Genomic DNA, 23,139 nt, shown 5'->3' with positions numbered 1-23,139 from the left:
TGACATCCGTACGCGGAATCCATTTGAACCGGAGAATCTTCTTGGTCGGATCGAGCCTGTCTGTCCCGGCGATCGGCCTGGCGGCGACGACGCCCTTGCCGCTGCGCCAGGCTGCGCGGCGGATGATGATCTACGGCTTGCCGCTGATCGAGATCGCCCAGGTGCGACGCCGCGCCTTCGAGGCCGGCCAGCGCGCCAACGCCTTCCGCCACGCCCGCGCGCTCGCCACCCCCAAGCAGCGGACCGTCACCCAGCCCAACGTCGACACCCTCTACTCCACCGCCTGGCTGGACCTGTCGCAGGGACCGGTGACCGTCACCCTGCCGCCCACCGGCGACCGCTATTTCTCGCTCGCCCTGATGGACGCCTACACCAACAACTTCGTCCTGCTCGGCACACGGACAATGGGCGGCGACGGCGGCGTGGTCACCATCGTCGGCCCAAACGGGGCGGGTCCCAAGGGCGCAATCCGCGCGCCCACCGACTGGGTCTGGGCGCTCGGCCGAACCCTGGTCGACGGGCCGCGGGACATGGCCGCCGCCCACGCCGTGCAGGATGGCCTGAAGCTGGAGGGCCCGGCGGGGCGCGAGCCCCTCGCCTATCCCGCCCGCTCTGCGCCCTGGCCGGAGCTGTTCGCCGGCCTGCAGGCCCTCATCGAGGAAAGCCCGCCGCCGGCCACCGACCTCAAGGTCTTCCACGAGACCTCGGCCCTCGGCCTGACGCCCGCCGGAACCTTCGACCCGTCGCGCTTCGATGCCGCCCAGGGGCGCGAGATCGAGGCAGGGATCGCCGAGGCGCTGGCCTTCGCCAAGGGCGCGGCGGACGCCGGCGAGCGACGCGGCGGCTGGGCCTTCCCGCGCCAGGACCTGGGTGACTTCCGCCAGGACTACGACTACCGCGCCCAGGTGGCGCTCTCCGGCCTGGCCGCCATGCCGCTGGAGGAGGCCGTCTACATGCGCGCGCTGAACGCCCAGGGCCATGACGAGATCGACAGCCGGGTCGCCTGGCGGCTGCGCTTCCCGGCCGGCCAGACCCCGCCGGTCGACGCCTTCTGGTCGCTGACGGCCTATGAGATCACGCCGGAGGGCCAGGGGTTCCTGGTCGACAACCCAATCGACCGCTATGCGATCGGCGACCGCACGCCGGGGCTGGTGCGCGGCCGCGATGGCGCCCTGGAGATCCTGATCGCGCCCAAGGACCCCGGCCCCGCGCATCGCGCGAACTGGCTGCCCGCGCCGTCCAGCGGCCGCCCGATGGTGCTCAGCCTGCGCGCCTATCTCCCGCGCCCGGAGCTTGCCACCGGGATCTACCGCGTGCCGGACGTCGTGCGGGCCTGAGGCCGCTTCGCGCCCAAAGACCACGCCCCCGGAGATTGCGGGACAGCCGGGGACGGTGTTCTATGTCATGACAGTCGAATCGGGCGCTCCCGCAGCCTCCTATCCGAGGTCCGCCGATTTCGGTTTCCATGTCCAGAACCCCCCTCGCCGCCGCGGCAAGCCGAAGCGCCGAAGACGTCGTCCGCTTTGAGGATGTCTCGATGCGCTACGGCCACGGGCCGGACGTGCTCAGCCACCTCAACTTCGCCCTGGCGCCCGGATCCTTCCACTTCGTCACCGGCGCGTCCGGCGCGGGCAAGAGCTCGCTTCTGAAGCTGATCTACCTGGCCGCCCGGCCGTCCAAGGGCCTGGTCCACCTGTTCGGCCGCGACGTGGCCCACGCGCCGGCCAGCGAGAAGCCCAAGCTGCGCCGCCGCATCGGGGTGGTGTTCCAGGACGAGATGCTGCTGGACCACCTGTCGGTGTTCGACAACGCCGCGCTGCCCCTGCGCATCGCCGGGCGCAAGCCGCCCGACTATCGCAACGACGTGGCCGAGCTCCTGGCCTGGGTGGGCCTCAGCCAGCGGATGGACGCCATGCCCTCGACGCTGGCGGGCGGCGAGCGCCAGCGCCTGGCCATCGCGCGCGCCGTGGTCAATCGCCCCGACATCCTCCTGGCCGACGAGCCCACCGGCAACGTCGACCACGAGATGGCCGTGCGCATCTTCCGCCTGTTCGTCGAGCTGAACCGGCTGGGCGCCACCGTGCTGATCGCCACCCACGACCAGGACCTGATCGCCCGCTCCGGCCGCCCGGTGCTGCATCTGGAGAACGGCCGCATCACGCCGCGGCCGCCGCCGGCCCCGCGCGCCGGACCGCTCCCGCTCGGGCCACTGGCATGAGCGAGGCCTTCGACCATCATCGCTGGCGGCCCGCGCCCTTCCTGCCGGAGCGTGACGAGCGTGACGGCTCGCTGATCTTCGTGGTGGCGGTGCTCTGCTTCCTGGCCTGCCTGACCGCCATGGCCGTGATCGCCGCCGACCGCGCCGCGTCCGGCTGGACCGGTCAGCTCACCGGCGAGGCCACCGTCATCGTCCGCCCGCGCGGCGGCGAGACGCCCGACGCCGCCGCCGCCCGCGCCGCCGAAGCCCTGGCCGAGACCGCCGGCGTCTCCGAGGCCCGTGCGCTGGAACCGTCCAAGGCTTACGACCTGATCCGCCCCTGGCTGGGCGACGTCAGCGACATCGAGGACCTGCCGGTGCCCAGGCTGGTGGCCGTGACCCTGGACGGGCGCCACCCGGCCACGGCGGCCAGGCTGAAGGCGGCGCTGGCCGCCCAGAACATCGACGCCACGGTCGACGACCACTCCATCTGGATCAAGGACATCCGCCGCGCCGGCGGCGTGGTGGAGGCCCTGGGCGCGGGCATCTTCCTGCTGATCGCCGCCGCCGCCGGGGCGGTGGTCGCCTTCGCCACCCGCGCGGGCCTGGCGGCGCGGCGCGACGTGGTCGAGGTGCTGCACCTGGCCGGCGCCGAGGACGGCTTTATCGCGCGGCTGTTCCAGGTGCGCTTCGCCCGGGTCGCGGGCCTGGCCGGCCTGCTGGGCGCGGGCGCGGCGGCGGCCATGGGCGCGGGCCTGCGGATCGCCGGCGGCGGCGGCGGCATCACCCCGGCCCTACCCTTCGCCTGGACCGACATCCTGGCCGTCATCCCCTGCCCGCTGATCGCCGCCGCCGTGGCCGCCGCCGCCGCGCAGTTCACCGCCACGCGGCTGATCCGGGACATGCCGTGAGGACCTGGCGGTGAGGACCCGGCCTTGAGGACCCCCCTTTGAGGACCTTGGCAGCCCTCCTGGTGCTGGCGATGATCTGGGTGGCGGGCCTGTTCGCCTTCGCCGACCGGGTGCAGCGCTCCACCGCCGACCAGGCCCCGCCGGCCCCGGCCGACGGGATCGTGGCGCTCACCGGCGCCAACTCCAACGAGCGCATCGCCGCCGCCGTCGGCCTCTTGACCCAGCGGCTCGGCCAGCGGGTCCTGGTAAGCGGCGTCAACCGCGAGGTCACCCGCGACCAGCTGCGCAACGCCACCGGCGCGGTGCGCCGGCTCTACGACTGCTGCGTGGACTTGGGCTTCACCGCCGCCGACACGGTCGGCAACGCGCGCGAGACCGCCGACTGGGCGCGGACCATGCGCTACCGGAGCCTGATCGTGGTCACCTCCGACTACCACATGCCGCGCGCCATGCTGGAGTTGCGCGCCGTGCTGCGCCCGCCAGCCTTCACGCTGCAGACCTGGGCCACGCCCACGCCGGCGCTCAAGGTGCGCCACTGGTGGCGCTCGCCCGGTGCGGTTCGCCTGATGGTGGTGGAGTACAGCAAATATCTGGCGATCCTCGGCCGCGAGGCGGTGCTGGGCCTGGGCCCGCGCGCCACGCCCGTCCAGGCGCCGTATCAGGAGGTTCCGCACTGACCGTCGTCCGCTCCCTCGCCTTCCACCTGCTGTTCTATGTGTGGAGCGTGGCCATCGCGCTCGTCTGCACGCCGATCCTGCTGGCCCCGGCGAGTTGGACGCTGGCCATGTTCCATCTCTGGGGCCGCGGGTTGGTCCTGCTGCTGCGGATCTGCGGCGTCAGGGTCGAGGTGCGCGGCCGCGGGCACATTCCCGCCGGCGCGGCCCTGGTGGCGCCCAAGCACCAGTGCATGTTCGACGTCTTCGCCCAGTTCACCTGGCTGCCGGCCTCGGTGTTCGTGATGAAGAAGGAGCTGAACCTGATCCCCTGGTTCGGCTGGTACGCCGCCAAGGTGGGCACCATCGACGTCGACCGCAGCGCCGGCGCCAGCGCGCTCAAGGCCATGGTCCGCGAGGCCAAGACGCTGTTCGCCAGGGACCGCCAGATCGTCATCTTCCCCGAGGGCCATCGCGGCACGCCCGGGGTGGCCGGCGACTACAAGCCCGGCGTGGCCGCCCTCTACCGCGAGCTCGACGTCCCGGTCTGTCCGGTGGCCACCAACTCCGGCGTCCACTGGCGATCCTTCCTGCGCACGCCGGGGACCATCGTCTTCGAGTACCTGGAGCCGATCCCGCCCGGCCTGAAGCGCGCCGAGTTCATGCGGGTGCTGGAGGAGCGGATCGAGACGGCGTCAAACCGGCTGCTGAGCCTCTAGCCCCTCCACCATCACCAGCAGCCTCTGCATCCCGCGGTCCTTCACGCCCTCTTCCGCCAGGTGCTCCACCAGGTCGCGCAGATAGTCGATGTTCCTGCCCGACAGCCCCGTGGCGCCGGCGATCAGCTCAGCCTGCCGCTCCAGGCTGAGCGCGCCCGCCCACTGCGGATGGGTAACGTCGGAGAGGAAGATCAGCGCCTCCACCCAGCGCCCGTCGGCCAGCCGCACCCGGCGCCTCGCCTCCACATAGGTCTCGGTCGGCTGCTCGCGCTCGATCAGATAGGCGTAGACCTCCGGCCAGTCCTTGGGCGCGATCCGGTAGGCCGCCCCGCGCACCGCCCCGCCCGGCGCCAGGCCCAGCACCAGCCCCGGCCGCTCATAGGTGCCGCGATGGTGGACGGAATAGATGCAGAAGGCGCGCCGGCGCCCCTTGAGCGTCGCGGGGCTGCGCTCCACGAACGGGAACCCTGGCCGCCACATCAGCGAGCCGTAGCCGAAGACCCAGAACTCGTCCGACATCGCCCACCGCGACTATAAGGCTCCCATGTCTCTGCCCGATCCGCCGCCCAGCGGCAAATCCCGACACGCCGTCGTCGTCATTCCCTTCGTCCTCGTCGGCCTGTTCGTCATCGCCTGGTCCGCCGCCTGGTTCTGGGCCCGGGGCGAGGCTGCCCGGCGGATGGACGCCTACCGCGACGCCTGGAACCGCGCCGGCTACCACCTGGCCTGGAAGGACCGCGAGATCGGCGGCTTCCCTTTCCGCATCGACGTGACGATCACCGAGGTTTCGGTGCGCGAGCCGTCGGGCTGGGCGCTGGAGGCGCCGCGGATCGAGGGCGAGGCCTATATGCATGCGCCCACGCTCTGGCTCGTCGCCGCGCCGGCCGGGATCACCTTCGTGCGCCCCGTGGGCGGCCCGGTGGCGGTCAAGGGCGAGCTGATCCGCGCCAGCCTGAGCCATCTGCAGAACCATCCGCCGAACTTTTCCTTCGAGGGGACGAAGCTCGTCTTCACGCCCGCGCCCGGCGCCCAGCCCTTCGCGCTCACCGCGGCCGACCGCGCCGAGTTCCACCTGCGCCAGGGCCCTGACGACGAGGGCGGGGTGTTCCTGAGCCTCGAGGGCGGCAAGGCGCGGCCCGGGACCCTGCTCGGCCGCCTGGCGGGCGAGCGGCCGGTCTCGATGCAGTGGAACTCGACGCTGTCGAAGGTCAGCGCCTTCCGCGGCGCGACCTGGCCGGACGCGGTGCGCAACTGGGCCCGGGCCGGCGGGACGATGACTGTGCGCAACGCCGGGATCAGCGCCGGCGGCCCGCTGGTGGGCGTCCGGTCCGGGACGCTGGCCGTCGGCCCCGACGGCCGGGCGAGCGGCGTGCTGAACGTCACCACCGCCCAGGCGCCACGCGCCTTCGACGCCCTGGCCGCGGAGAACTTGATCGGCGCCGACGCCGCCCAGACCGCCTCCGCCGTGGCCCGCGCACGCCTGGCCGACGGCGAGGCCATCGAGGCCGAGATCAATTTCCAGGCCGGGCGCACGACGTTCGGTCCGGTCTCGCTCGGCCCCGCGCCGAAGGTCTATGATCCGCGCTGACTAAGCCGGCTGATTGGGGGGACATGGCCATGGCGTCCTGGTACGAGCGCACGATCCTGCCGAAGCTCTTGGGCTGCGCCTGCGGCTCCAGCCCGATCATGCGCCAGCGCGCCAAGGTCGTGCCGCGCGCCGAGGGCCGGGTGCTGGAGCTAGGGATCGGCATGGGCCTGAACCTCGCCTACTACGACCCAGCGAAGGTGAGCGCGGTGGTAGGCGTCGACCCGGCCGCCGCGTTGCGGGCCGCCGCCCTGGCCGCCCCGCGCGACGAGCGCCTGACGGTACAGGTGGAGGACGGCGACGCCGAGGCCCTGCCGTTCGAGGCCGCCAGCTTCGACACCGTGGTCTGCACCTTCACCCTCTGCTCGGTGTGTACGCCGGCGGCCGCACTCGCCGAGGCGCGGCGCGTGCTGAAGCCCGCCGGCCGGTTCCTGTTCTGCGAGCATGGCCTGGCGCCCGATCCCGGGGTCGCCCGCTGGCAGCGGCGGATCGAACCGCTCTGGAAACGCATCGCCGGCGGCTGCCACCTGACCAGGCCGGTGGGCTCGGCCATTGAGGCGGCGGGTTTCAGCCTCACCGACCGCGAGACCATGTACGTGCCCAAGACCCCGAAGATCGCCGCCTGGAACGAGTGGGGTTCGGCGACCGTCAGATAAGGCCCTTGGCCGCCAGGTCGCGCCTCACCGCCACCAGCTCAGGCTCCCAGTCGCCCGCCTCGGCCTGCCGGTAGAGGGTCAGGCTGGGATACCAGGGGCAGTCCGTCCGCCCGCGCAGCCAGCGCCAGTCGGTGTTCAGCCGGGGCAGCAGCACCGCGGTCGGCTTGCCCATCGAGCCGGCCAGGTGGGCGACGGCGGTGTCCACGCTCACCACCTGGTCCAGGCCGGCGATCAGGCCGGCGGTGTCGCGGAAGTCGCGGGCGCCGCTATCGCGCGGGTCCAGGCTGACCGCACCGGGCAGGGCCATCAGCGCCGCGGCGGCCGCTGGCGGCAGGGAACGGTTGGCGTCGTTGCGGTGGCCCGAATGGCCGCTCGTCATGATCCCGATGCCGCCGCGCCGCGTGGGCTCGGCCCGGATCGGCAATGGCGGCGGCAGGGTCTCCAGCGTCACCCCCATGCGGCCCGGCAGCGAGCCCATCAGCGACCAGGCCTGCTGGGCGGGAAGCTCGGCGCCGCCCTGGGCGGGATAGGCCGCCAGCCCGGCGTCCTGGAACAAGGTGAGCAACTCGGGACGGCAGAGCACGGTCACACGGATCCCGCGCGTCGCCAGCACCGGCAGGAAGCGGGCGAACTGGATGGCGTCGCCGAACCCCTGCTCGGGCCAGGCCAGCAGGGCCTCCACCGGCCCGCCATCCCACTCCGGGATCGGCAGCGGCGGCGTCTTCACATATTCCCTCAGGCGCGGGTCGCGGCGCGCCTCGAACAGCGGCCAGCCCTCGGCGTAGCGGCCGTCGGCGAGGACGGCGACAGCCAGGCGCTGGCGCAACTCCGCATCGTCGGGGGCGAGTTCGATCGCCTCGCGCAGCAGCGCCTCGGCCTCGGCCCAGCGCTCCTGGGCGCGGACCAGGGCGATCAGGTTGTTGCGCGCGGTCTGCTCGCGCGGGTCGCCCTGCAGGATCCGGCGATAGATCGGCTCGGCCTCGGCCAGGCGCCCGGCCACGTGCAGGGCCGAGGCCAATTCCAGCGGAGGCGTCTCGCTCGTCACCCGGATGATCCCGCCGCGTCCTTTGGGGTGGTAGCTGGGGGCGGGATCGAACCGCCGACCTGTGGGTTATGAATCCACCGCTCTAACCATCTGAGCTACCCAGCCATCGGCTCCCCGAGAGCCTGTCTGCGACAGCGTCCGGACCTGTGCCCGGGCGCGGCCTCGCGAGGGAGGCGCGGGTTATAGAGTCTCGTCCGCCGCCCAGCAAGCCGCCCATGAGACGCAGCCGCCGCGCGGGCGGCGCCCAACGCAAACGGGGCGTCCGAAGACGCCCCGTCGCAAGCTCGCTTGTCGTCAATGATCCGGGGGCGATCAGACCGCCAGGACCGCCTGCCGGCGCTTGGCGCGCAGCAGGGCGCCCAGGCCGCCGAAGCCGATCAGCATCATCGCCCAGGTCGCCGGTTCCGGCACGCCCGGGATCGGCCAGCCGATGGCGAACGCCTGGTGCTGGTCGTAGTTCGGGGACGCCTGGACGATGGTGTAGAAGCTGTCGTTGGCGTCGGCCAGGCTGGTGTAGCTGCCCGACACATAGTCGTTGAAGTACTGCTGGTAGGTGAGGCCCGCGCCGCTGATGGCGCCGCCATAGCTGGTGGCTCCGGTCGTGTGCGTCCCGTTGTTGACGGTGATCGTGTCGCCGGTGTTCTCGACCTGCCAGATCGCCGCCTGGATTGCCGCCAGCTGCATCTCGACGTTATTGATGTAGGCGCTGGTCTGGCCGGTTTCGCTGGCGTGCAGCTCATAGCCGGTGTCGATCAGGTTGGTCAGGGCGTGGAGCTGGGTGGCGTTGATGTCCACCGAGGTCGGCGTCGTGCCCGGCGCGAAGTTGTTCGGCAGCGGGTCGGCGACCGGGCCGGTCGCGAGGTTCTCGTTGTCGTTGTAGATCAAGCTCTGATTGCCGATCGAGATGTCGTGGTAGATGTCCACACAGAACCCGTACAGCGTGTAGACCGAGCCCACGGTCCCGCCGACCACCTGGTGATGGCTGTTGGTGATCGTCGGATCCCAGTTCTGGACCGTGAAGGTCACGCCGTTGGCGTAGGCGGTCTCATGGGCGTGAGTCGTGTTGTTCGTGAGGGTCGCCGTGTAGGACTCGTCCATCGCGGTCTTTTCGATCTTGATCTCGGTCGAGGCGGCGGCCTGGCCCGCGACGCCCAGCACGGCAAGGCCGGCGGTCAGGGCGGCGGTCTTCAGGAGCGCCGACGTCAGGTTCATCTTGTTCACGGTGTTTGTCCCAACTTGATCGTGTCGTTGGGATTTCCGGCAAAGCTCGTGCCAGAGGCGAGTGGATCGGGTGCGGCCAAACGCAAATGGGGCGCCCGAGGGCGCCCCATCGCAACTCCGGATTTCGCCTTGGATCAGGCGGTGAGCGCCACCCGGCGACGCCGCAGGCGGAGCATCGCACCCAGGCCGCCGAAGCCCACCAGCATCATCGCCCAGGTGGCCGGTTCCGGCACGCCCGGGAGCGGCCAGCCGATGGCGAACGCCTGATTGCCGCCCTGCGTCGGCAGCACTTCCTGGATCGTGTAGAAGCTGTCGTTGTCGTCGCCCAGGTTGGTGAAGGCGCCCGTCGAATAGGCGTTGAAGTAGTCCAGATAGGTCCACTGACCGCTGGGATCGTTGACCGTGTCCACCGGCGCCGCGCCGGTGATCGCGCCGCCGACGTTGGCGCCCGCCACCGCGTACTGGTTGTTCAATGTGACGAAGCCGCCTTCGACCTTCCAGATCGCCGCCTGGATGGCCGCCAGCTGCAGGTTCGCGTTGTTGATGTAGGCCTGGTTCTGGCCGGTTTCGCCTTCGTGCAGCAGCCAGCCGGTGTCGATCAGCTTGGTGAGCGAGGTGAGTTGCGCCGGTGAGATCGGATGGGCCGTGGGGCTGTCCAAATCGGTCGGCAGCGGATCGCCGATCGGGCCGGTCACCGGCGTATAGGTGTCGGCGTAGGTGTAGCCCAGCGGCGTGTTGATGAACATGTCATGGGTGATGTCCACGCAGAAGCCGTAGAGCGTGTAGACCGTCGCGCTGGTCCCGCCGATCGGCTGCCCCAGCGCGTTCGAGTTCTGGTAGCTGAAGGTCACGCCGTTCGAATAGGCGTCGACCTGGTTCGAGGCGTTCGTCCCCACATTGGCGGTGTAGGTCGTCACCATGGTCGCGCTCTTGAGCAGGATGTCGGGCGAGGTCGGATTGGTATCCGTCGCCGACGCCTGAGAGGCGAACGCCAGGGCCCCCAGACCCACAGCCAGAGCCACGCCGCTCACCACAGAACTGATCCTGGACTTGAACACTCTCGATCCCCCTGGGAAAATCACTAGCCGAAGCCGGGCGGCTTCCGCGTACTAGGCCAATCGGGCGAGCCCCCTCGCCCTTATGGTTAAGATACCGTGTAAAGCGATGGGAGCCTGGCCACAAGGCGACTCGCCGGAGAGGCGAATTTTCGAGCCTGCCGGCGCAGCGATGCCCGCATAGCGGGCATACCGACCGAAACTCTCGCGAAATCCGGGTGTTATGTGCCATTTCGGCACAAGGCCGTGGCCTGCGGCAACCCGCCTCAGGAGGCGGTTCCCAGCCGGCATCCTTCGGTTAATCCCTTTCATGGATACTGTAAAAAACGTCGTTTGTGGGGAATGGCTTGGACCCGACTGGGCGGAAGACGAACGGCCCGCCGGCCGAGACCCTGCCCTTCGGCCTGGAGCCGTCGCTGGCGGTGTTCGACCGCGCGACCCTGGTCGCCCGCGGCCTGTTCGCCGGCGCCCAGAGCCTGATCGTCCTGGTCAAGGATGGGGTCGCCTGGCGCAGCCGCTACGATGAAGGCCTGCCCACCCGCGACCACGTGGCCGAACACGCCATCGCCACCGGCGAAATGCTGTGGATCGAAGACGCTAGCGCCCATCCCATGACCAAGGACGAGCCGGTGGTCACCGGGCCGCCCCATCTGCGCGCCTACATCGCCGCCCCGATCCGGCTGCAGGACGGCACGACCCCCGGGGTCCTGGCGATCTTCAGTGTCAACACCGAGCCCTACGACGCTTCCAAGGCCGCCCAGCTCACCGCGCTCGCCACCTTCGTCGCCGACGAGTGGGAGCGGACCCAGATCGCCCACGCCCACGTCCGCTCGCGCCAGGAGCTGAGCCTGGCGCGCACCACCCAGGCCGCCCTGTTCGGCGCGGTGCCGATCTCACTGGTGCTCACCGATGCCGACCTGCGGGTGGTCGCCGCCAGCCGCCTCTGGGAGGCCCACCTGGGCCTGCGGGACAAGCCCTATGTGGGCAAGACGATCTTCGAGATCGCACCCCAGGTCTACGAGCCCTGGCGGCACATCTACGACGACTGCATCAAGTTCGGGAACCGCCATTCCGCCAGCCGCGTGCCGGTGGGCGAGATGAACGGGCGCACCATGTGGATGCAGACCGAGATCAAGCCCTGGCGCGACTCGGCGGGCGACATCGCCGGCCTGATCATCACCGGCGACGACATCTCCGAGTTGGTGGAGAGCCTGGAGCGCGCCGAGCGCTCGGAGGAATGGCTGAACATGGCCCTAGACGTGGCCAACCTGCACGTCTGGGAACTGGACTACGCGCGCCAGGAACTGAAGAAGGCCGGCGCCCTCGACAGCTTCTTCGAGCGCCCGCAGACCTATGAGGATCTGGCGCCCAGCCTGTTCCGCACCATCGACAAGCGCGACCGCGACGCCGTGCGCGAGGCTTGGCGGCGGCACGTCGAGGAGGGCGCGCCCTACCGGCCCCAGTACCGCATCGCCCGCGAGGACGGGAAGGAGATCTGGGTCGAGGCCTCGATCCGTCTGGTGTCCGACAAGGACGGCACGCCGCTGAAGGTGGTGGGCGCGATCCAGAACATCGCCGACCGCCGCGAGGCCGAGCACGCCCTGCGCGTCGCCCGCGACGAGGCTGAGGCCGCCAACAAGGCCAAGTCCGCCTTCCTGGCCACCATGAGCCACGAGATCCGCACGCCGCTGAACGGCGTGCTCGGCATGGCCCAGGCCATGTCCGCCGAGGACCTGCCGGCCCACCAGCGCGAGCGCCTCGACGTCATCCGCCAGTCGGGCGAAAGCCTGCTGGCCATCCTGAACGACGTGCTGGACCTGTCGAAGATCGAGGCCGGCAAGCTGGAGCTGGAAGAGACCGAGTTCGACATCGAGCAGCTGGCGCGCGGCGCCTATGCCGCCTTCACCGCCATCGCCGGCGCCAAGGGGATCGACTTCGACCTGTCGGTCACGCCCGCCGCGCGCGGCGCCTACCGCGGCGATTCCACCCGCGTGCGCCAGGTGCTCTACAACCTGGTCTCCAACGCCATCAAGTTCACCGAAACCGGCGGGGTCGGCGTTCGCGTCGACCGCACCGGCGCGGGCCTGACGGTCACCGTCTCCGACACCGGCATCGGCATCGCCGCGGAGCCGCTTTCGCGCCTGTTCTCCAAGTTCGAGCAGGGCGACGCCACCACCACCCGCCGCTACGGCGGCACCGGCCTGGGCCTGGCCATCTGCCGCGAACTCGCCCAGCTCATGGGCGGCGAGGTCAGCGCCGAGAGCGAGCCGGGCAAGGGCTCGGTGTTCACCGTCACCCTGCCGCTGGCTCCGGTTCGCCTGGCAGCCCGGCGCGGCTCCCGCCGTGCTCGGCCCGCGCCTGAACCGGTCTCCGAAACCCGCGTCGCCGCCGCGCGCGGCGCCATTCGCGTGCTGGCCGCCGAGGACAACGCCGTCAACCAGCTGGTGCTCAAGACCCTGCTGACCCAGGTCGGCCTCGATCCGGTGATCGTCGGCGACGGGGCCGAGGCCGTGGCCGCCTGGGAAGCCGACGCCTGGGACGTCATCCTGATGGACGTGCAGATGCCGGTGATGGACGGCCCCGACGCCGCGCGCGCCATCCGCGCCCGCGAGGCCGAGACCGGCCGCCGTCGCACCCCCATCGTGGCGCTCACCGCCAACGCCATGAGCCACCAGGTCACCGAGTACCTGGCGTCCGGCATGGACGGCTTCGTGCCCAAGCCCATCGAGGTCGCGCGCCTGCTGGAGGCCATCAGCCAAGCCATCGAGCCTCCGACCGGCGACGCCGACGAGGCCGCGGCCTAGCGAACCCTACGCCCTGCGGGTGAAGCCGTCGGCGCTCCAGCCCTCGCTGCCTACGCCGTGGTGGACGGTGAACAGCCCCTGCGGGTCATAGCGCCGCTTCACGCGCAGCAGCCGCGCGTAGTTGCCGCCCCAGAACGCCCGCTGCCAGTCCGCCTGGAAGTAGTCGGTCTCATTGACGTAGGAGCCCGCTCCCGGCGCACAGGCGCGCAGCGCGGTCATCGCAGCCTGCACCCGGCTTCGGGACACCGCCGCCGGCTGGGGATTGGGCAAGGGCATGCCGGCATAGGCCGGGCCGCTGGCCGAGGCGATGATCACCAGGGCGAAGGCGTCCAGGACCTGCGGATTGGTGGCGGTGTCGCGCGAGGCGGCGATCGCCTCGGGCGGTGCGCCGGAAAGACCCTTGTTGAAGTGGAACCCCATGCTCCACTGACGCGTCGCGGCGAACCAGGCGTCGACCAGCTTTGCGCGGTTTTCCGGCCGCAGCAGGGAATCGGGCAGCCAGACGGACGTATAGGCGTTCCAATAGGCCCCGACCTGGTCGCCGTCGCCGGTCCACCAGAAGTTTCCGGCGGGCGCGCCGGGACGCTGGTCCTGGGTGATCGCGCCGGGCGCGTTCTTCATGAACGTCGCGTCCCAGAACTTCCGCGCCGGCAGGTCGAGCGCGAGCAGCGACCGCTGGCCTTCGTAGTCGCCGGGGCTTGCGTCGGCGAACGCCACCAGCGGCGCCCAGGCCGCCCGCGCCTCGGCGCCCGTCAGGCCCTGGAAGACCATCTCCACGTCCAGGCGATTGCTCGGCCCGGCATGCACCTGCTCGCCCCAGTGCGGGTTGTGCAGGCTGGTCGCATAGAGCTCGACGAAGCGCGCCAGCAGCCGCCGGTAGGCCTCGTCGGACCTGGCGTGGATGCTCATCCGCACAGCGCCGAAGGTCTGCGGCAGCGGATGGGTGGCGAGCGTCAGCCGGGTGATCACCCCGTAGGTCCCGCCACCGCCGCCCTTCAGCGCCCAGAAGAGCTCGGGTTCGCGCGCCTGGTTCACCACCCGCACCTTGCCATCGGCCGTCACCACCTCGGCCTCCAGCAGGCCGGCCGCGCCGGTGCCGAACGCCTTGGAGTGGCTGCCGAAGCCGCCGCCCTGCACCAGGCCCGCGATCCCCACTGTCGTACAGCCGCCGCCCTGCACATAGCGCCCGGCCCCGTTGGTCACCGCCTTGTAGGCGTCCAGCCAGATGCAGCCCGCGCCCACCGACACCGCCGGGACCGGCGCGGCCTTCGATCCTTGCGGGGTGAAGGCCTCGTGGACCTGCACCTGACGCATCTTCCGCGTCCAGACCATCAGCGAGTCCGGGGCGTTGGAGGCGCCGAGGTAGCTGTGCCCGCCGCCGCGGACCACGAGGCGCAGGTTGTGGGCCCGGGCGAAGCGCACCGCCTGGGCCACGTCGGCGGCGCTTTCCGCGACCACGGCATAGGCGCTGGGCGACGAGCGCCAAGCCTCGAACCAGCCGGAGCTCTGCGTCAGGCCCGGCTGGTCGCCCACATAGAAGGGGTTCTTCATCAGCACCCGCACCGCCGGGTCGGAAACGTCGGGCGCGACGGGCCGGATCAGGCGGCCGCCCACCGCTTGCTTCAGCCCATCCCAGTCGCCCTCGCGCGGCCAGCCCGGACCGCCGGAGCGGACGCGGCTCAGCGGCGCGGCTGCGGCGGCCCCAGGGCCTCCCAGCGCGGCGCCGGCGGCCAGCGCCAGGCTGGCGCCCAGGAAATGTCGACGGGTCATCAGGCGGCTCCGATCTCGAATTGCGACCGGTCCATACTGTTCGCCGTCGCCCGGCCTTCCAACCGCCGCGGGCCGCGCGGCGGAGCGGCGGGGACATCTGGCGCCGCGCCTGGGACGAGCGGCGGCTGAGCCGTGACGAGCGGAAGGCCGAACGCTAAGCTCGCCCGATGCGTGGGATCGCCGACCCCATCTATCTGCTGCCCTTCACGCTGGGGGTCTATGTGGTCGTGGCGCTGAAGCTGGGCGCCGTCTGGCTTCCGGGCCTGCCGCCGGTGAGCCGCGCGGCCCATCCGCGGGGCTACTGGGCGCTGGTCGTCCTGCCGCCGATCGGCGTCACCGGCGTGCTCGCCCTGGCCTTGACCCTGCACTGAGCAGGGGTGGCGCGCCTATTGCGCCAGCGGCCTCACGCGGACCCATTCGCGCACCTGCTCCTGGTCCTCGGCGCGCCGTTCGCTGATCTGGGCCTTGGTGGCGCAGACCTTCTTGGGGAACATCGAGCCCAGCACCTTCTCTCTGTGGCAGACATAGGTGTTCTGCTCGACCTTGACCGTGGGCTTGGCCTGCGGCGTCACCACCAGGGGCGAGACGGTCTTGCCGGCCGGCGAAGCGGCGGGAACGGGCGGCAGGGCGGCGGCGGGCGGCTGGGCCGCATCCGGCGCAGCCTGGGTGAGGAAAGCGACGGCGACCCCCAACGCGAACAACATGACGCAACACTCCGATAACGTGTGATGCTAACGCCAATTCCGCGAACTCTGCAAAGGCTTCGAGCCCCCGGGGCGGAAGCGGCTGGCCATCCCCTCTTCTGCCGCCACGCCCAACCCGCTAGGTTCGCGTCCACACATGAGCGTGCTGCACCTTCTGGGAACGGCCGGGGACGGCGGGGCGGAGACCTACTTCGTCGACCTGGTGACCGCTCTGGCGCGGGCGGGCGTCCGCCAGGCCGTGGCGCTCCGCCGCCATCCCGGGCGCGAGGCGGCGCTCAAGGCCGCGGGCGTGCCCTACAAGACCCTGGCCTTCGGCGGGCCGCTGGACATCCTGACCCGGACCGCCGTCGCGGGCTACGCGTCCCTGCAGAAGACCCGCCTGGAGCTGGCCTGGATGAACCGCGCCGCGCGCCATGCGCCGCGCGGGCCGTGGGCGCGGATCGGCCGGCTCGGCGGCTACTACAACCTCAAATACTATGCCGGCTTCGAGGAACTGGTCGCCAACACCGAGGACATCGCCGAGTGGATCGTCTCACAGGGCTGGCCGGCCGGCCGGGTGCGCTGCATCCCCAACTTCGCCGCCGTCCCGTCGACCGCCGCGCCTGTCACCCGCGAAAGCCTCGACACGCCGCCGGGCGTGCCCCTGCTCCTGGCCATGGGCCGGCTGCACGAGGCCAAGGCGCATGACATCGCCCTGCAGGCGCTGGCGCTGCTGCCCGAGGCCTTCCTGTGGATCGCCGGCGTCGGGCCGGAGGAGGCGCGGCTGAAGGCCTTGGCCGAGGCCCTGAAAGTGCAGGGTCGCGTGCGCTTCCTTGGCTGGCGGACCGACGCCTCCGCGCTCTACCGGGCCGCCGACCTTTGCGTCTTCCCCTCGCGCTACGAGCCGCTGGGCAATGTGGTGATCCAGGCCTGGGCGCACGGCCTGCCGGTGATCGCTGCGGCGAGCCAGGGTCCCAAGGCGCTGATCGACGACGGCCGTGACGGGGTGCTGATCCCCATCGACGATCCGGGCGCGCTGGCCGAGGCGGTCCGCGCCCTGATGGCCGACCCCAGGCGCGCCAAGGCGCTGGCGGAACGGGGCCTGGGCCGCGTCGCCGCCGAATTTTCCGAGGCCGCGGTCGTCGGCCAATGGAAAACCCTTTTCGCCGACTACGGGGCCGCCTGAGGGATGTGCGGCATCGCAGGCCAGCTCGGCGGCAAGGACGCCCGCCTCGCGCCGATGATCGGCGCCCTCGCCCATCGCGGCCCCGACGGCATCCGCATGGAGACGCTCTCCTTCCCTCCCCCACGTGGGGCGGGCGACTCGCAAGGCGAGCGGGGTGGCGCCGGACCGGGCGCGGCCGCCCTCGCCCACGCGCGCTTGTCGATCATCGACCTGGAAGGCGGCTGGCAGCCGATCAGCGCGGCGGGCTCGACCCTGGTCGGCAACGGCGAGATCTACAACTACGTCGAGCTGGCCCGCGACCACGCCCTCGCCGACGCGCTCGCCACCGGCTCCGACTTCGAGTCCCTGCTGCACCTCTACGCCCGCGAGGGCGAGGCGGCGTTCGAGCGGCTGCGCGGCATGTACGCCTTCTGCCTGCTGGGCGGCGACGGCCGCGCCTGGCTGGCGCGCGACCCCTTCGGCATCAAGCCGCTCTACATCATGGAGCACGACGGCGGCCTGGCCTTCGCCTCCGAGCCCCGCGCCTTCCTGCACGCCCGCCTGATGGGTCCGGTGCTGGACGCGGACGCCGGCCGCGAGCTGGCGGGCTTCAACTACACCCTGGCCGAACGCACCCTCTTCCAGGGCCTGCGCCGCCTGGTCCCCGGCGAGGTGCTCCAGGTCCGCGACGGCCGCGTCGTCGCCAATTGGCGCCAGGCCTGGAAGAACCCGCTTCCGCTCATTCCCGCGAAGGCGGGAATCCAAGCTGAATCCGCGGCCGCCACGAAGCCTCGCATGGATCCCCGCCTTCGCGGGGATGAGCGGGGATTGTTGGATCAACTCGACGCCGTCCTCGAAGACAGCGTGAAGGTCCACCAGCGCTCCGACGTCCCCTATGGCCTGTTCCTGTCCGGCGGCGTCGATTCCACCGCCATCGCGACGCTGATGGCGCGGCTCAACGCGCGGCCGGTCACCGCCTTCACCTGCGGCTTCGACGTCCCCGAAGCCGCCGACGAGCGCGCCCAGGCCGAGAAGGTCGCCAGGGCCTTGAACCTCGACTGGCGCGAGACCAGCTTCGGCGAAGAGGACTTCTGGCGCATCGCGCCTGAGGTCGCCTGGGCGCTCGACGACCCCACCGCCGACTACGCGACGCTTCCCACCTACAAGCTGGCTGAGGCCGCCAAGGGGACGCTCACCGTCGTGCTGACCGGCGAGGGCGGCGACGAGCTGTTCGCAGGCTACGGCCGCTATCGCCGTGCGCTGCGCCCCGCCTGGCTGGGCGGCCGCCCCGCCGAGCCGCGCGGCGCCGATGAGGCGGCCCTGGCCCACTGGCGGCACGAGGCCCGCGGGCCGGATGGCCTGACGCCCCTGCAGCAGGCGCAGTGGGCCGACATCCAGACCTGGCTGCCGAACGACCTGCTGCTCAAGCTCGACCGCTGCCTGATGGCCCACGGCCTGGAAGGCCGCACGCCCTTCCTCGACCGCGAGGTGGCCGCCTTCGCCTTCAACCTGCCCGACGCCCAGAAGGTCCAGGGCCGCTACGGCAAGTGGCTGCTGCGCAAATGGCTGGAGCGGCATTGCCCGGCCAGCGAACCCTGGGCCCGCAAGCAAGGCTTCACCGTGCCCGTGGAAGCCTGGATCGCGCCGCGCGCGGCCGACATCGCGGCCCGCATCGCCGAGGTCGAAGCCGTCCGCCGCATCGCCCCCGACGCCGCCCAGTTCCCCGAAGGCCGCCGCTGGCCCCTGCTGTTCCTGGCGCTCTGGGCCCGCATCCACCTGGAGGGCGCCAAGCCCGACGAGGCGCTGGCGAGTTTGGTGGGGTCGGTCTGAGCCAAAAGCACGTCATCCTCCGGTCAGCCGCCAGGCTGATCCGGGGGACCCAAGCTGTATTGCAGGATAGGGCGACGCCGAATGGGTCCCCCGGCTCGCCTCTTCGGGCGACCGGAGGATGACGGCGGTTATGAGGGCGTGGTGCGCCTACTTCGCCTTCATCGAATTGTTCGACCGGTCCGCATCCGGCAGGCGATGGTCCGGATCCACCGTCGCCTCGGCCACCGCCCCGCCCTCGATGGTATAGGTGTGCTTGCCGCTCTGCATCCAGGTCTCCACCGGAACCCGGATGTCGCGCGTCTTGCCGTCCCTGAAGGTGACCCTGAGCGTCGCCGGCAGCACCAGCTGGCCGCGGTTCTCCACGGTGACGGAAGCGCCCTTCGCCGGGTCGTTCACGATCTCGGTCACCGCCATGTCGTGGCTCCAGTTGTTCAGGAAATAGCCGCGCCAGAACCACGACAGGTCCTCGCCGCCGGCGCTCTCCATCTCACGGAAGAAGTCGCTGGGCTTGGGATGCTTGAACGCCCAGTCGGCGATGTACTTGCGGAACGCGGTGTCGAACCGCTCCGGCCCGAGGATATCCTCGCGCAACAGGGTCAGCCCGAAGGCGGCTTTGAAGTAGGTCACCGGGTGGCGGTACTTCTCGCGGATGGTGTCGGCCCGGCTCATGATCACCGGCGCCTCGGGGTCCTTGATCAGCTCGGCGATCTGGTCCGCGGGCGAGCCGGCCGGCGACGGCGCATATTCCCCGTCGCGCTTGGGTCCATAGACCCCGCCCTCGAAGTCGTCGCTCTCATAGACGTCGATGAAGGTGTTGATTCCCTCGTCCATCCAGGCGTTCCGCCGCTCGTCGGAGCCGACGATCATCGGGAACCAGCTGTGGCCGATCTCGTGGGCCGAGATGAAGAACAGGGTCTTGGCCTTGTCGTCGATGCCGTCGAAGACGATGCCCGGATATTCCATGCCGGTGGCCGGCCCCGCCACGTTGATGGCGTTCGGCCAGGGGTACGGATACCAGCGCTTGGAGAACCGCTCGACGGCGTCCTTCATATATTCGGTGGACCGGCTCCAGCCGTTCGCACCGACGCTTTCCGGCGGATAGACCGACTGCGCGACGGAGGTCTTGCCGTCCGGCAGGTTGATCTTCGCCGCGTCCCAGACGAAGGCGCGGCTGGCGGTGAAGGCCACGTCGCGGGTGTTGTCCATGTGGAAGCGCCAGGTCTTGGTGGCCGCGCCCGCGGGCGGCGTCGCGGCCACCTCCTCCGGCGTGCGGATCACCACGGTCTTGTCGCTGGCCTTGGCGCGGTCGAAGCGGGCGCGCTGCTCCGCCGTCAGCACCTCGTTCGGGTTCACCAGCGCGCCGGAGCCCGCCACGATCATGTCGGCCGGCACAGTCACCGCGTAGTCGAAATTGCCGTACTCCAGATAGAACTCATTCGCGAGGTACGGCAGGGTGTCCCAGCCGCGCACATCGTCGAACACCTGCAGGCGCGGATACCATTGCGCCAGGTCGTAGATGTCGCCGGCCTTGTTGGTGTTCCAGGCCATCCGCCCGCCGAACAGGCCGGGGATGGTGAAGTGATACTGCACGCGCACCTTCACCTGGCCGCCCTTGGCCTTCACCGCGTCCGGCAGGTCGACGCGCATGCGGGTGTCGGAGACGACCGTGTTCACCGGTTTGCCGTTCACGGTCACGGCGTCGACGATATAGCCCTCGGTCGACGACTTGGGATCGACGCGGCGGCCGCCCGACATGGCGTAGCCGCGGCTGTCGCGGCGGTAGAGGTTCTGGTCCATCTGGAACCAGAGGAAGCCCAGGGCCTCAGGGCTGTTGTTCGTATAGGTGACCGTCTCGTCGCCGGTGAGCACGTGGGCCCTGGTGTCGATCTTGGCGGCGATGTTGAAGTCGGCCCGGTTCTGCCAGAAGTCGGGGCCCGGCGCGCCGGACCCCGTGCGGATCGAATTGGCCGGCGCCGGCAGGCTCAGCGGCGCGAAGGTCTTCAGGGGATCATAGGTCTGGGCGTGGGCGGAGGCCGCCAGGAGCGACGCGGCGGCGAACAAGACGATGAAGCGCAAAGGAATCCCCCGGAAGAGCGTGAGCGCGGCATCTGGCGCCGCGGGCGGCCTTGGGGCAAGGGCCGGCGGCTAGAGTTCGAGCCGCGTCGTAATCTTCTCGCCCAGCGCCAGGGATGAGGTAAGCCCGGGGCTCTCGATCCCGAACAGCGCCACCAGGCCCGGCAGGCCGTGGGCGGAGGCGTCGTCGATGCGCCAGTCCGGCTGCGGATCCTCGGGCCCGTGCAGCTTGGGGCGGATGCCGGCGTAGTCGGGGCTGAGGTGCTCCTCCGGCACGGCCGGCCAGAACTTGCGGATGTAGGCGGTAAAGGCCGCCCGCGCCGAGGGGTCGACCGAATAGTCCAGCTCGTCCACCCAGAACAGGTTCGGCCCGAACACCGCCTGGCCGCCCAGGTCGCGGCGATAGTGGGTGCCCAGCGCGCCATGGATCGGCGGCGGATAGACCAGGCGCGCGAACGGCGCCTTGCCCATCAGCCGGAAATAGATGCCCTTGCCATAGAAGGCCTTGGGGATCTCCGCCTTTGGAAATCCCTCGATGGTCGCCGCCGCCTCCTGCGCGAAGAGGCCGGGCGCGGTCACCAGATAACGGCAGCTCAGCGTCGCAGGCTCTTCGCCGCCGGCCCGCACCGAAAAGCCGCCGCCCTCCAGCGGGCTCGCGCCCTCGAACGGCGTGGACGTCACCACCGCGCCGCCATGCGCGCCGATTTCGCCCTCCAGCGCCAGCATGTAGCCGTGGCTGTCCAGCACTCCGCTCTGCGGCGACCACAGCGCACCGTAGCAAGCCAGCTCCGGCTCCATGGCGATGGCCTGGGCGGCGGTGAACTGCTCCATGCCCTCGACGTCGTTGATCCGCGCCTGCTCGAGGATCGCCTCCAACCGCTCGACCTCGTCCGGCGCGGTGGCCACCACCAGCTTGCCGCAGCGGTCGTAGTCCACGTGGTGGGCGTCGCAGAAGGCGTAGAGCGCGCGCCGGCCCTGCACGCACAGGCGCGCCTTCAGCGAGCCGGTCGGATAGTAGAGTCCGCCATGGATCACCTCGGAATTGCGCGAGGAGACGCCCTGGCCGATGGCCGCCTCCTTCTCCAGAACCGCGACCGACAGGCCGCGCTTGCCGAGCGCATAGCCGGTCGCCAGCCCCACGCAGCCCGCGCCCACCACCACCGCGTCGAAATCGAACTCCGCCATGCGCCTGGGCCTAGCCCGGAACGCGGGCGCTGGGAACCCGCCCGGCCGACTTCGCGGCCGACTTCGCAAATGATGCGCCGGCTTCCACCCCGGCGCGAAAACTTCGCAGCAGGCGCGAAACCGCTGTCCGCCCGCCGCGCGCCGGCGGACGCTCCCCACCTTGTCGAAGCGTCGGAGTCGGAGGGTCCAGCATGAGGTTCAGATCACGCCACGCGTCCGCGGCGGTGTGACCTTCTCCAAACCAACAACCTGAGGCGCCGCCGGTCGCAAGCCGGCGGCGTCTTTGCGTTCGGGCCGTTCGTGGTTTCCATTTTCCGGGGTTCAAATCCCCGGCGGAGGCGATAGCTTCCCGCGACATTCGGGGAGACGATCCATGAAGACGCTGATCGGGGCGGCCGGGCTTTCGCTGGCGCTGGGCTTGGCGGCGACCGCCGCCTGGTCCCAGGTCTCGATCGATCCCAGCAAACCGAAGGCCATCGCCTCGATCCTCGACTGGCGCGGCGAGCAGCAGGCCAAGGGCTTCCGCGACATCGAGCACATCTTCAAGACCGACGTCATCAAGCGCGGGACCAAGGTCCATCCGCTGCCGGTGGCCGCCCGCCAGATCGCGCCCAAGGTCACCATCGACGGCAAGACCATGTCGATCGACCAGTACATGGCCGCCTACCGGGTCTCCGGCCTGCTGGTGCTGAAGGACGGCCAGATCGTGCTTGAGAAGTACGCCCTGGGCCGCAAGCCCACCGACCGCTGGACCTCCTTCTCGGTCGCCAAGTCGATCACCTCCACCCTGGTCGGCGCTGCGATCCAGGACGGCAAGATCAAATCGATCAACGACCCGGTCACCGCCTACATCCCGGAGCTGAAGGGCAGCGCCTACGAGGGCGTCACCGTGCGCCAGATGCTGATGATGAGCTCCGGCGTGAAGTGGAACGAGGACTACGCCGACCCCAACTCCGACGTCGCCAGGGCCGGCCAGAAAGTCACCGAGCCGGGCGTCAACCCGATGGTCAGCTACCTGCGCAAGCTGCCGCGCGCCCATCCGCCCGGGACCGTCTGGCACTACAATACCGGCGAGACCGACCTGGTCGGCGTGCTGGTCTCCAAGGCCACCCACGAGAGCCTGGCGCAGTACGCCTCGGAGAAGATCTGGCAGCCCTACGGCATGGAGCGCGACGCCGTCTGGATGACCGACCCGGGCGGCCAGGACCGCGGCGGCTGCTGTATCTCCATGACGCTGCGCGACTACGGCCGCGTGGGCCTCTTCGCGCTCGGCGGCGGCCTGGCGGACGGCAAGCGCATCGTCCCCGACTGGTGGATGGCCCAGGCGACCCGCAAGGAGATCGAGAACTACGACGCCACCGGAAAGCCGGCCGGCGGCTACGGCTACTTCTGGTGGATCCGCCCGGCCGGCGCCTATTCCGCCATCGGCATCTTCGGCCAGTCGATCATCACCTTCCCGAAGGACAGGCTGATCATCGTCCAGAACGCCGCTTGGCCGGCGGCGACCGGCAAGCCGCTCAACGTGGCCGAGTTCGCCATGGTGGACGGGGTGAAGGCGGCGGTGGGCGTGAAGTAGGCGCGCGCGAT

The 23,139-nt window shown here is 70.7% G+C and carries 20 protein-coding genes and 1 tRNA gene; 12 read left to right on the top strand and 9 right to left on the bottom strand.

Annotated features, from left to right (window positions below; genetic code table 11):
* The 5 genes from VGL85_RS04955 to VGL85_RS04935 form a co-directional block, all read left to right on the top strand.
* Window positions 1-1,337: DUF1254 domain-containing protein (locus VGL85_RS04955; RefSeq protein ID WP_331586600.1), on the top strand; the 1,337-nt coding region annotated here is incomplete at its 5' end.
* Between the two features lie 128 nt (window positions 1,338-1,465).
* Window positions 1,466-2,218, top strand: coding sequence for a cell division ATP-binding protein FtsE (gene ftsE, locus VGL85_RS04950; protein ID WP_331586598.1), 753 nt, complete (start codon window positions 1,466-1,468; stop codon window positions 2,216-2,218).
* Window positions 2,215-3,108, top strand: coding sequence for an ABC transporter permease (locus VGL85_RS04945; RefSeq protein WP_331586596.1), 894 nt, complete (start codon window positions 2,215-2,217; stop codon window positions 3,106-3,108). The genes ftsE and VGL85_RS04945 overlap by 4 nt, the downstream gene beginning before the upstream one ends.
* 47 nt (window positions 3,109-3,155) lie before the next feature.
* On the top strand, window positions 3,156-3,785 hold the full coding sequence (locus VGL85_RS04940; RefSeq protein WP_331586593.1) for a YdcF family protein: 630 nt from the start codon (window positions 3,156-3,158) through the stop codon (window positions 3,783-3,785).
* The gene (locus VGL85_RS04935) at window positions 3,782-4,480 is read left to right on the top strand and encodes a lysophospholipid acyltransferase family protein (protein ID WP_331586606.1); all 699 of its coding nucleotides are present in this window, start codon (window positions 3,782-3,784) and stop codon (window positions 4,478-4,480) included. Before VGL85_RS04940 ends, VGL85_RS04935 begins: the two co-directional genes overlap by 4 nt.
* On the opposite strand, the gene VGL85_RS04930 is transcribed toward VGL85_RS04935, so the two are convergent.
* Entirely contained in the window at window positions 4,457-4,999 is a 543-nt protein-coding gene (locus VGL85_RS04930) for a gamma-glutamylcyclotransferase (RefSeq protein WP_331586590.1), read from the bottom strand. The two genes, VGL85_RS04935 and VGL85_RS04930, sit on opposite strands and share 24 nt — an antisense overlap.
* A gap of 25 nt (window positions 5,000-5,024) precedes the next feature.
* Here VGL85_RS04930 and VGL85_RS04925 point away from each other — a divergent pair, with 25 nt between their 5' ends.
* Window positions 5,025-6,068, top strand: a complete 1,044-nt coding sequence (locus VGL85_RS04925; RefSeq protein WP_331586588.1) for a DUF2125 domain-containing protein — start codon at window positions 5,025-5,027, stop codon at window positions 6,066-6,068.
* A gap of 29 nt (window positions 6,069-6,097) precedes the next feature.
* Window positions 6,098-6,721 (top strand): class I SAM-dependent methyltransferase, encoded by a 624-nt coding sequence (locus VGL85_RS04920; RefSeq protein WP_331586586.1) that lies wholly within the window; start codon window positions 6,098-6,100, stop codon window positions 6,719-6,721.
* Here the strand turns inward: VGL85_RS04920 and VGL85_RS04915 are convergent.
* From VGL85_RS04915 to VGL85_RS04900, 4 genes are all read right to left on the bottom strand, one after another.
* A complete protein-coding gene (locus tag VGL85_RS04915; RefSeq protein WP_331586584.1) occupies window positions 6,714-7,766 on the bottom strand; it encodes a tetratricopeptide repeat protein in 1,053 nt (350 codons plus the stop codon). The genes VGL85_RS04920 and VGL85_RS04915 overlap by 8 nt on opposite strands.
* A 28-nt stretch (window positions 7,767-7,794) precedes the next feature.
* Window positions 7,795-7,871: transfer RNA gene (locus tag VGL85_RS04910), tRNA-Met, on the bottom strand.
* A 207-nt stretch (window positions 7,872-8,078) separates the two neighbouring features.
* Window positions 8,079-8,987, bottom strand: coding sequence for a PEPxxWA-CTERM sorting domain-containing protein (locus VGL85_RS04905; RefSeq protein WP_414695178.1), 909 nt, complete (start codon window positions 8,985-8,987; stop codon window positions 8,079-8,081).
* Between the two features lie 134 nt (window positions 8,988-9,121).
* The gene (locus VGL85_RS04900) at window positions 9,122-10,045 is read right to left on the bottom strand and encodes a PEPxxWA-CTERM sorting domain-containing protein (RefSeq protein WP_331586582.1); all 924 of its coding nucleotides are present in this window, start codon (window positions 10,043-10,045) and stop codon (window positions 9,122-9,124) included.
* Between the two features lie 344 nt (window positions 10,046-10,389).
* On the opposite strand from VGL85_RS04900, the gene VGL85_RS04895 reads away from it, so the two are divergent.
* On the top strand, window positions 10,390-12,846 hold the full coding sequence (locus VGL85_RS04895) for an ATP-binding protein (protein WP_331586580.1): 2,457 nt from the start codon (window positions 10,390-10,392) through the stop codon (window positions 12,844-12,846).
* A gap of 6 nt (window positions 12,847-12,852) precedes the next feature.
* Here the strand turns inward: VGL85_RS04895 and VGL85_RS04890 are convergent, their stop codons facing one another.
* A complete protein-coding gene (locus tag VGL85_RS04890; RefSeq protein WP_331586578.1) occupies window positions 12,853-14,616 on the bottom strand; it encodes an FAD-binding oxidoreductase in 1,764 nt (587 codons plus the stop codon).
* 167 nt (window positions 14,617-14,783) lie between these two features.
* Between VGL85_RS04890 and VGL85_RS04885 the strand changes: the two genes are divergently transcribed.
* A complete protein-coding gene (locus VGL85_RS04885; protein WP_331586576.1) occupies window positions 14,784-14,987 on the top strand; it encodes a hypothetical protein in 204 nt (67 codons plus the stop codon).
* A gap of 15 nt (window positions 14,988-15,002) precedes the next feature.
* On the opposite strand, the gene VGL85_RS04880 is transcribed toward VGL85_RS04885, so the two are convergent.
* Window positions 15,003-15,320: a hypothetical protein gene (locus VGL85_RS04880; RefSeq protein WP_331586574.1), complete on the bottom strand. Its 318-nt coding sequence runs from the start codon at window positions 15,318-15,320 to the stop codon at window positions 15,003-15,005.
* Between the two features lie 136 nt (window positions 15,321-15,456).
* Here VGL85_RS04880 and VGL85_RS04875 point away from each other — a divergent pair, with 136 nt between their 5' ends.
* Window positions 15,457-16,485, top strand: coding sequence for a glycosyltransferase (locus tag VGL85_RS04875; protein WP_331586572.1), 1,029 nt, complete (start codon window positions 15,457-15,459; stop codon window positions 16,483-16,485).
* A gap of 3 nt (window positions 16,486-16,488) precedes the next feature.
* Entirely contained in the window at window positions 16,489-18,294 is a 1,806-nt protein-coding gene (asnB, locus tag VGL85_RS04870) for an asparagine synthase (glutamine-hydrolyzing) (RefSeq protein ID WP_331586570.1), read from the top strand.
* Window positions 18,295-18,441: 147 nt separating this feature from the next.
* On the opposite strand, the gene VGL85_RS04865 is transcribed toward asnB, so the two are convergent.
* Both VGL85_RS04865 and VGL85_RS04860 read right to left on the bottom strand, forming a co-directional pair.
* Window positions 18,442-20,370 (bottom strand): M1 family metallopeptidase, encoded by a 1,929-nt coding sequence (locus VGL85_RS04865; RefSeq protein WP_331586568.1) that lies wholly within the window; start codon window positions 20,368-20,370, stop codon window positions 18,442-18,444.
* A gap of 69 nt (window positions 20,371-20,439) precedes the next feature.
* Window positions 20,440-21,552 (bottom strand): NAD(P)/FAD-dependent oxidoreductase, encoded by a 1,113-nt coding sequence (locus VGL85_RS04860; RefSeq protein ID WP_331586566.1) that lies wholly within the window; start codon window positions 21,550-21,552, stop codon window positions 20,440-20,442.
* Between the two features lie 373 nt (window positions 21,553-21,925).
* Here VGL85_RS04860 and VGL85_RS04855 point away from each other — a divergent pair, with 373 nt between their 5' ends.
* Complete coding sequence (locus VGL85_RS04855) at window positions 21,926-23,128, top strand: serine hydrolase domain-containing protein (RefSeq protein WP_331586564.1); 1,203 nt, start codon at window positions 21,926-21,928, stop codon at window positions 23,126-23,128.
* Window positions 23,129-23,139: the final 11 nt, after the last annotated feature.

This window comes from Phenylobacterium sp. (assembly GCF_036501465.1).
Classification (GTDB): Bacteria; Pseudomonadota; Alphaproteobacteria; order Caulobacterales; family Caulobacteraceae; genus Phenylobacterium.
Note: the sequence above shows the minus strand (reverse complement) of the source record. Positions and strands in the feature narration are given on the sequence as shown.

Coding starts and splice junctions, on each gene's coding strand:
- VGL85_RS04890 (WP_331586578.1), bottom strand. CDS start 14,616: ATGACCCGTCGACATTTCCTGGGCGCCAGCCTGGCGCTGGCCGCCGGC.
- VGL85_RS04925 (WP_331586588.1), top strand. CDS start 5,025: ATGTCTCTGCCCGATCCGCCGCCCAGCGGCAAATCCCGACACGCCGTC.
- ftsE (WP_331586598.1), top strand. CDS start 1,466: ATGTCCAGAACCCCCCTCGCCGCCGCGGCAAGCCGAAGCGCCGAAGAC.
- asnB (WP_331586570.1), top strand. CDS start 16,489: ATGTGCGGCATCGCAGGCCAGCTCGGCGGCAAGGACGCCCGCCTCGCG.
- VGL85_RS04880 (WP_331586574.1), bottom strand. CDS start 15,320: ATGTTGTTCGCGTTGGGGGTCGCCGTCGCTTTCCTCACCCAGGCTGCG.
- VGL85_RS04920 (WP_331586586.1), top strand. CDS start 6,098: ATGGCGTCCTGGTACGAGCGCACGATCCTGCCGAAGCTCTTGGGCTGC.
- VGL85_RS04860 (WP_331586566.1), bottom strand. CDS start 21,552: ATGGCGGAGTTCGATTTCGACGCGGTGGTGGTGGGCGCGGGCTGCGTG.
- VGL85_RS04875 (WP_331586572.1), top strand. CDS start 15,457: ATGAGCGTGCTGCACCTTCTGGGAACGGCCGGGGACGGCGGGGCGGAG.
- VGL85_RS04945 (WP_331586596.1), top strand. CDS start 2,215: ATGAGCGAGGCCTTCGACCATCATCGCTGGCGGCCCGCGCCCTTCCTG.
- VGL85_RS04855 (WP_331586564.1), top strand. CDS start 21,926: ATGAAGACGCTGATCGGGGCGGCCGGGCTTTCGCTGGCGCTGGGCTTG.
- VGL85_RS04930 (WP_331586590.1), bottom strand. CDS start 4,999: ATGTCGGACGAGTTCTGGGTCTTCGGCTACGGCTCGCTGATGTGGCGG.
- VGL85_RS04885 (WP_331586576.1), top strand. CDS start 14,784: ATGCGTGGGATCGCCGACCCCATCTATCTGCTGCCCTTCACGCTGGGG.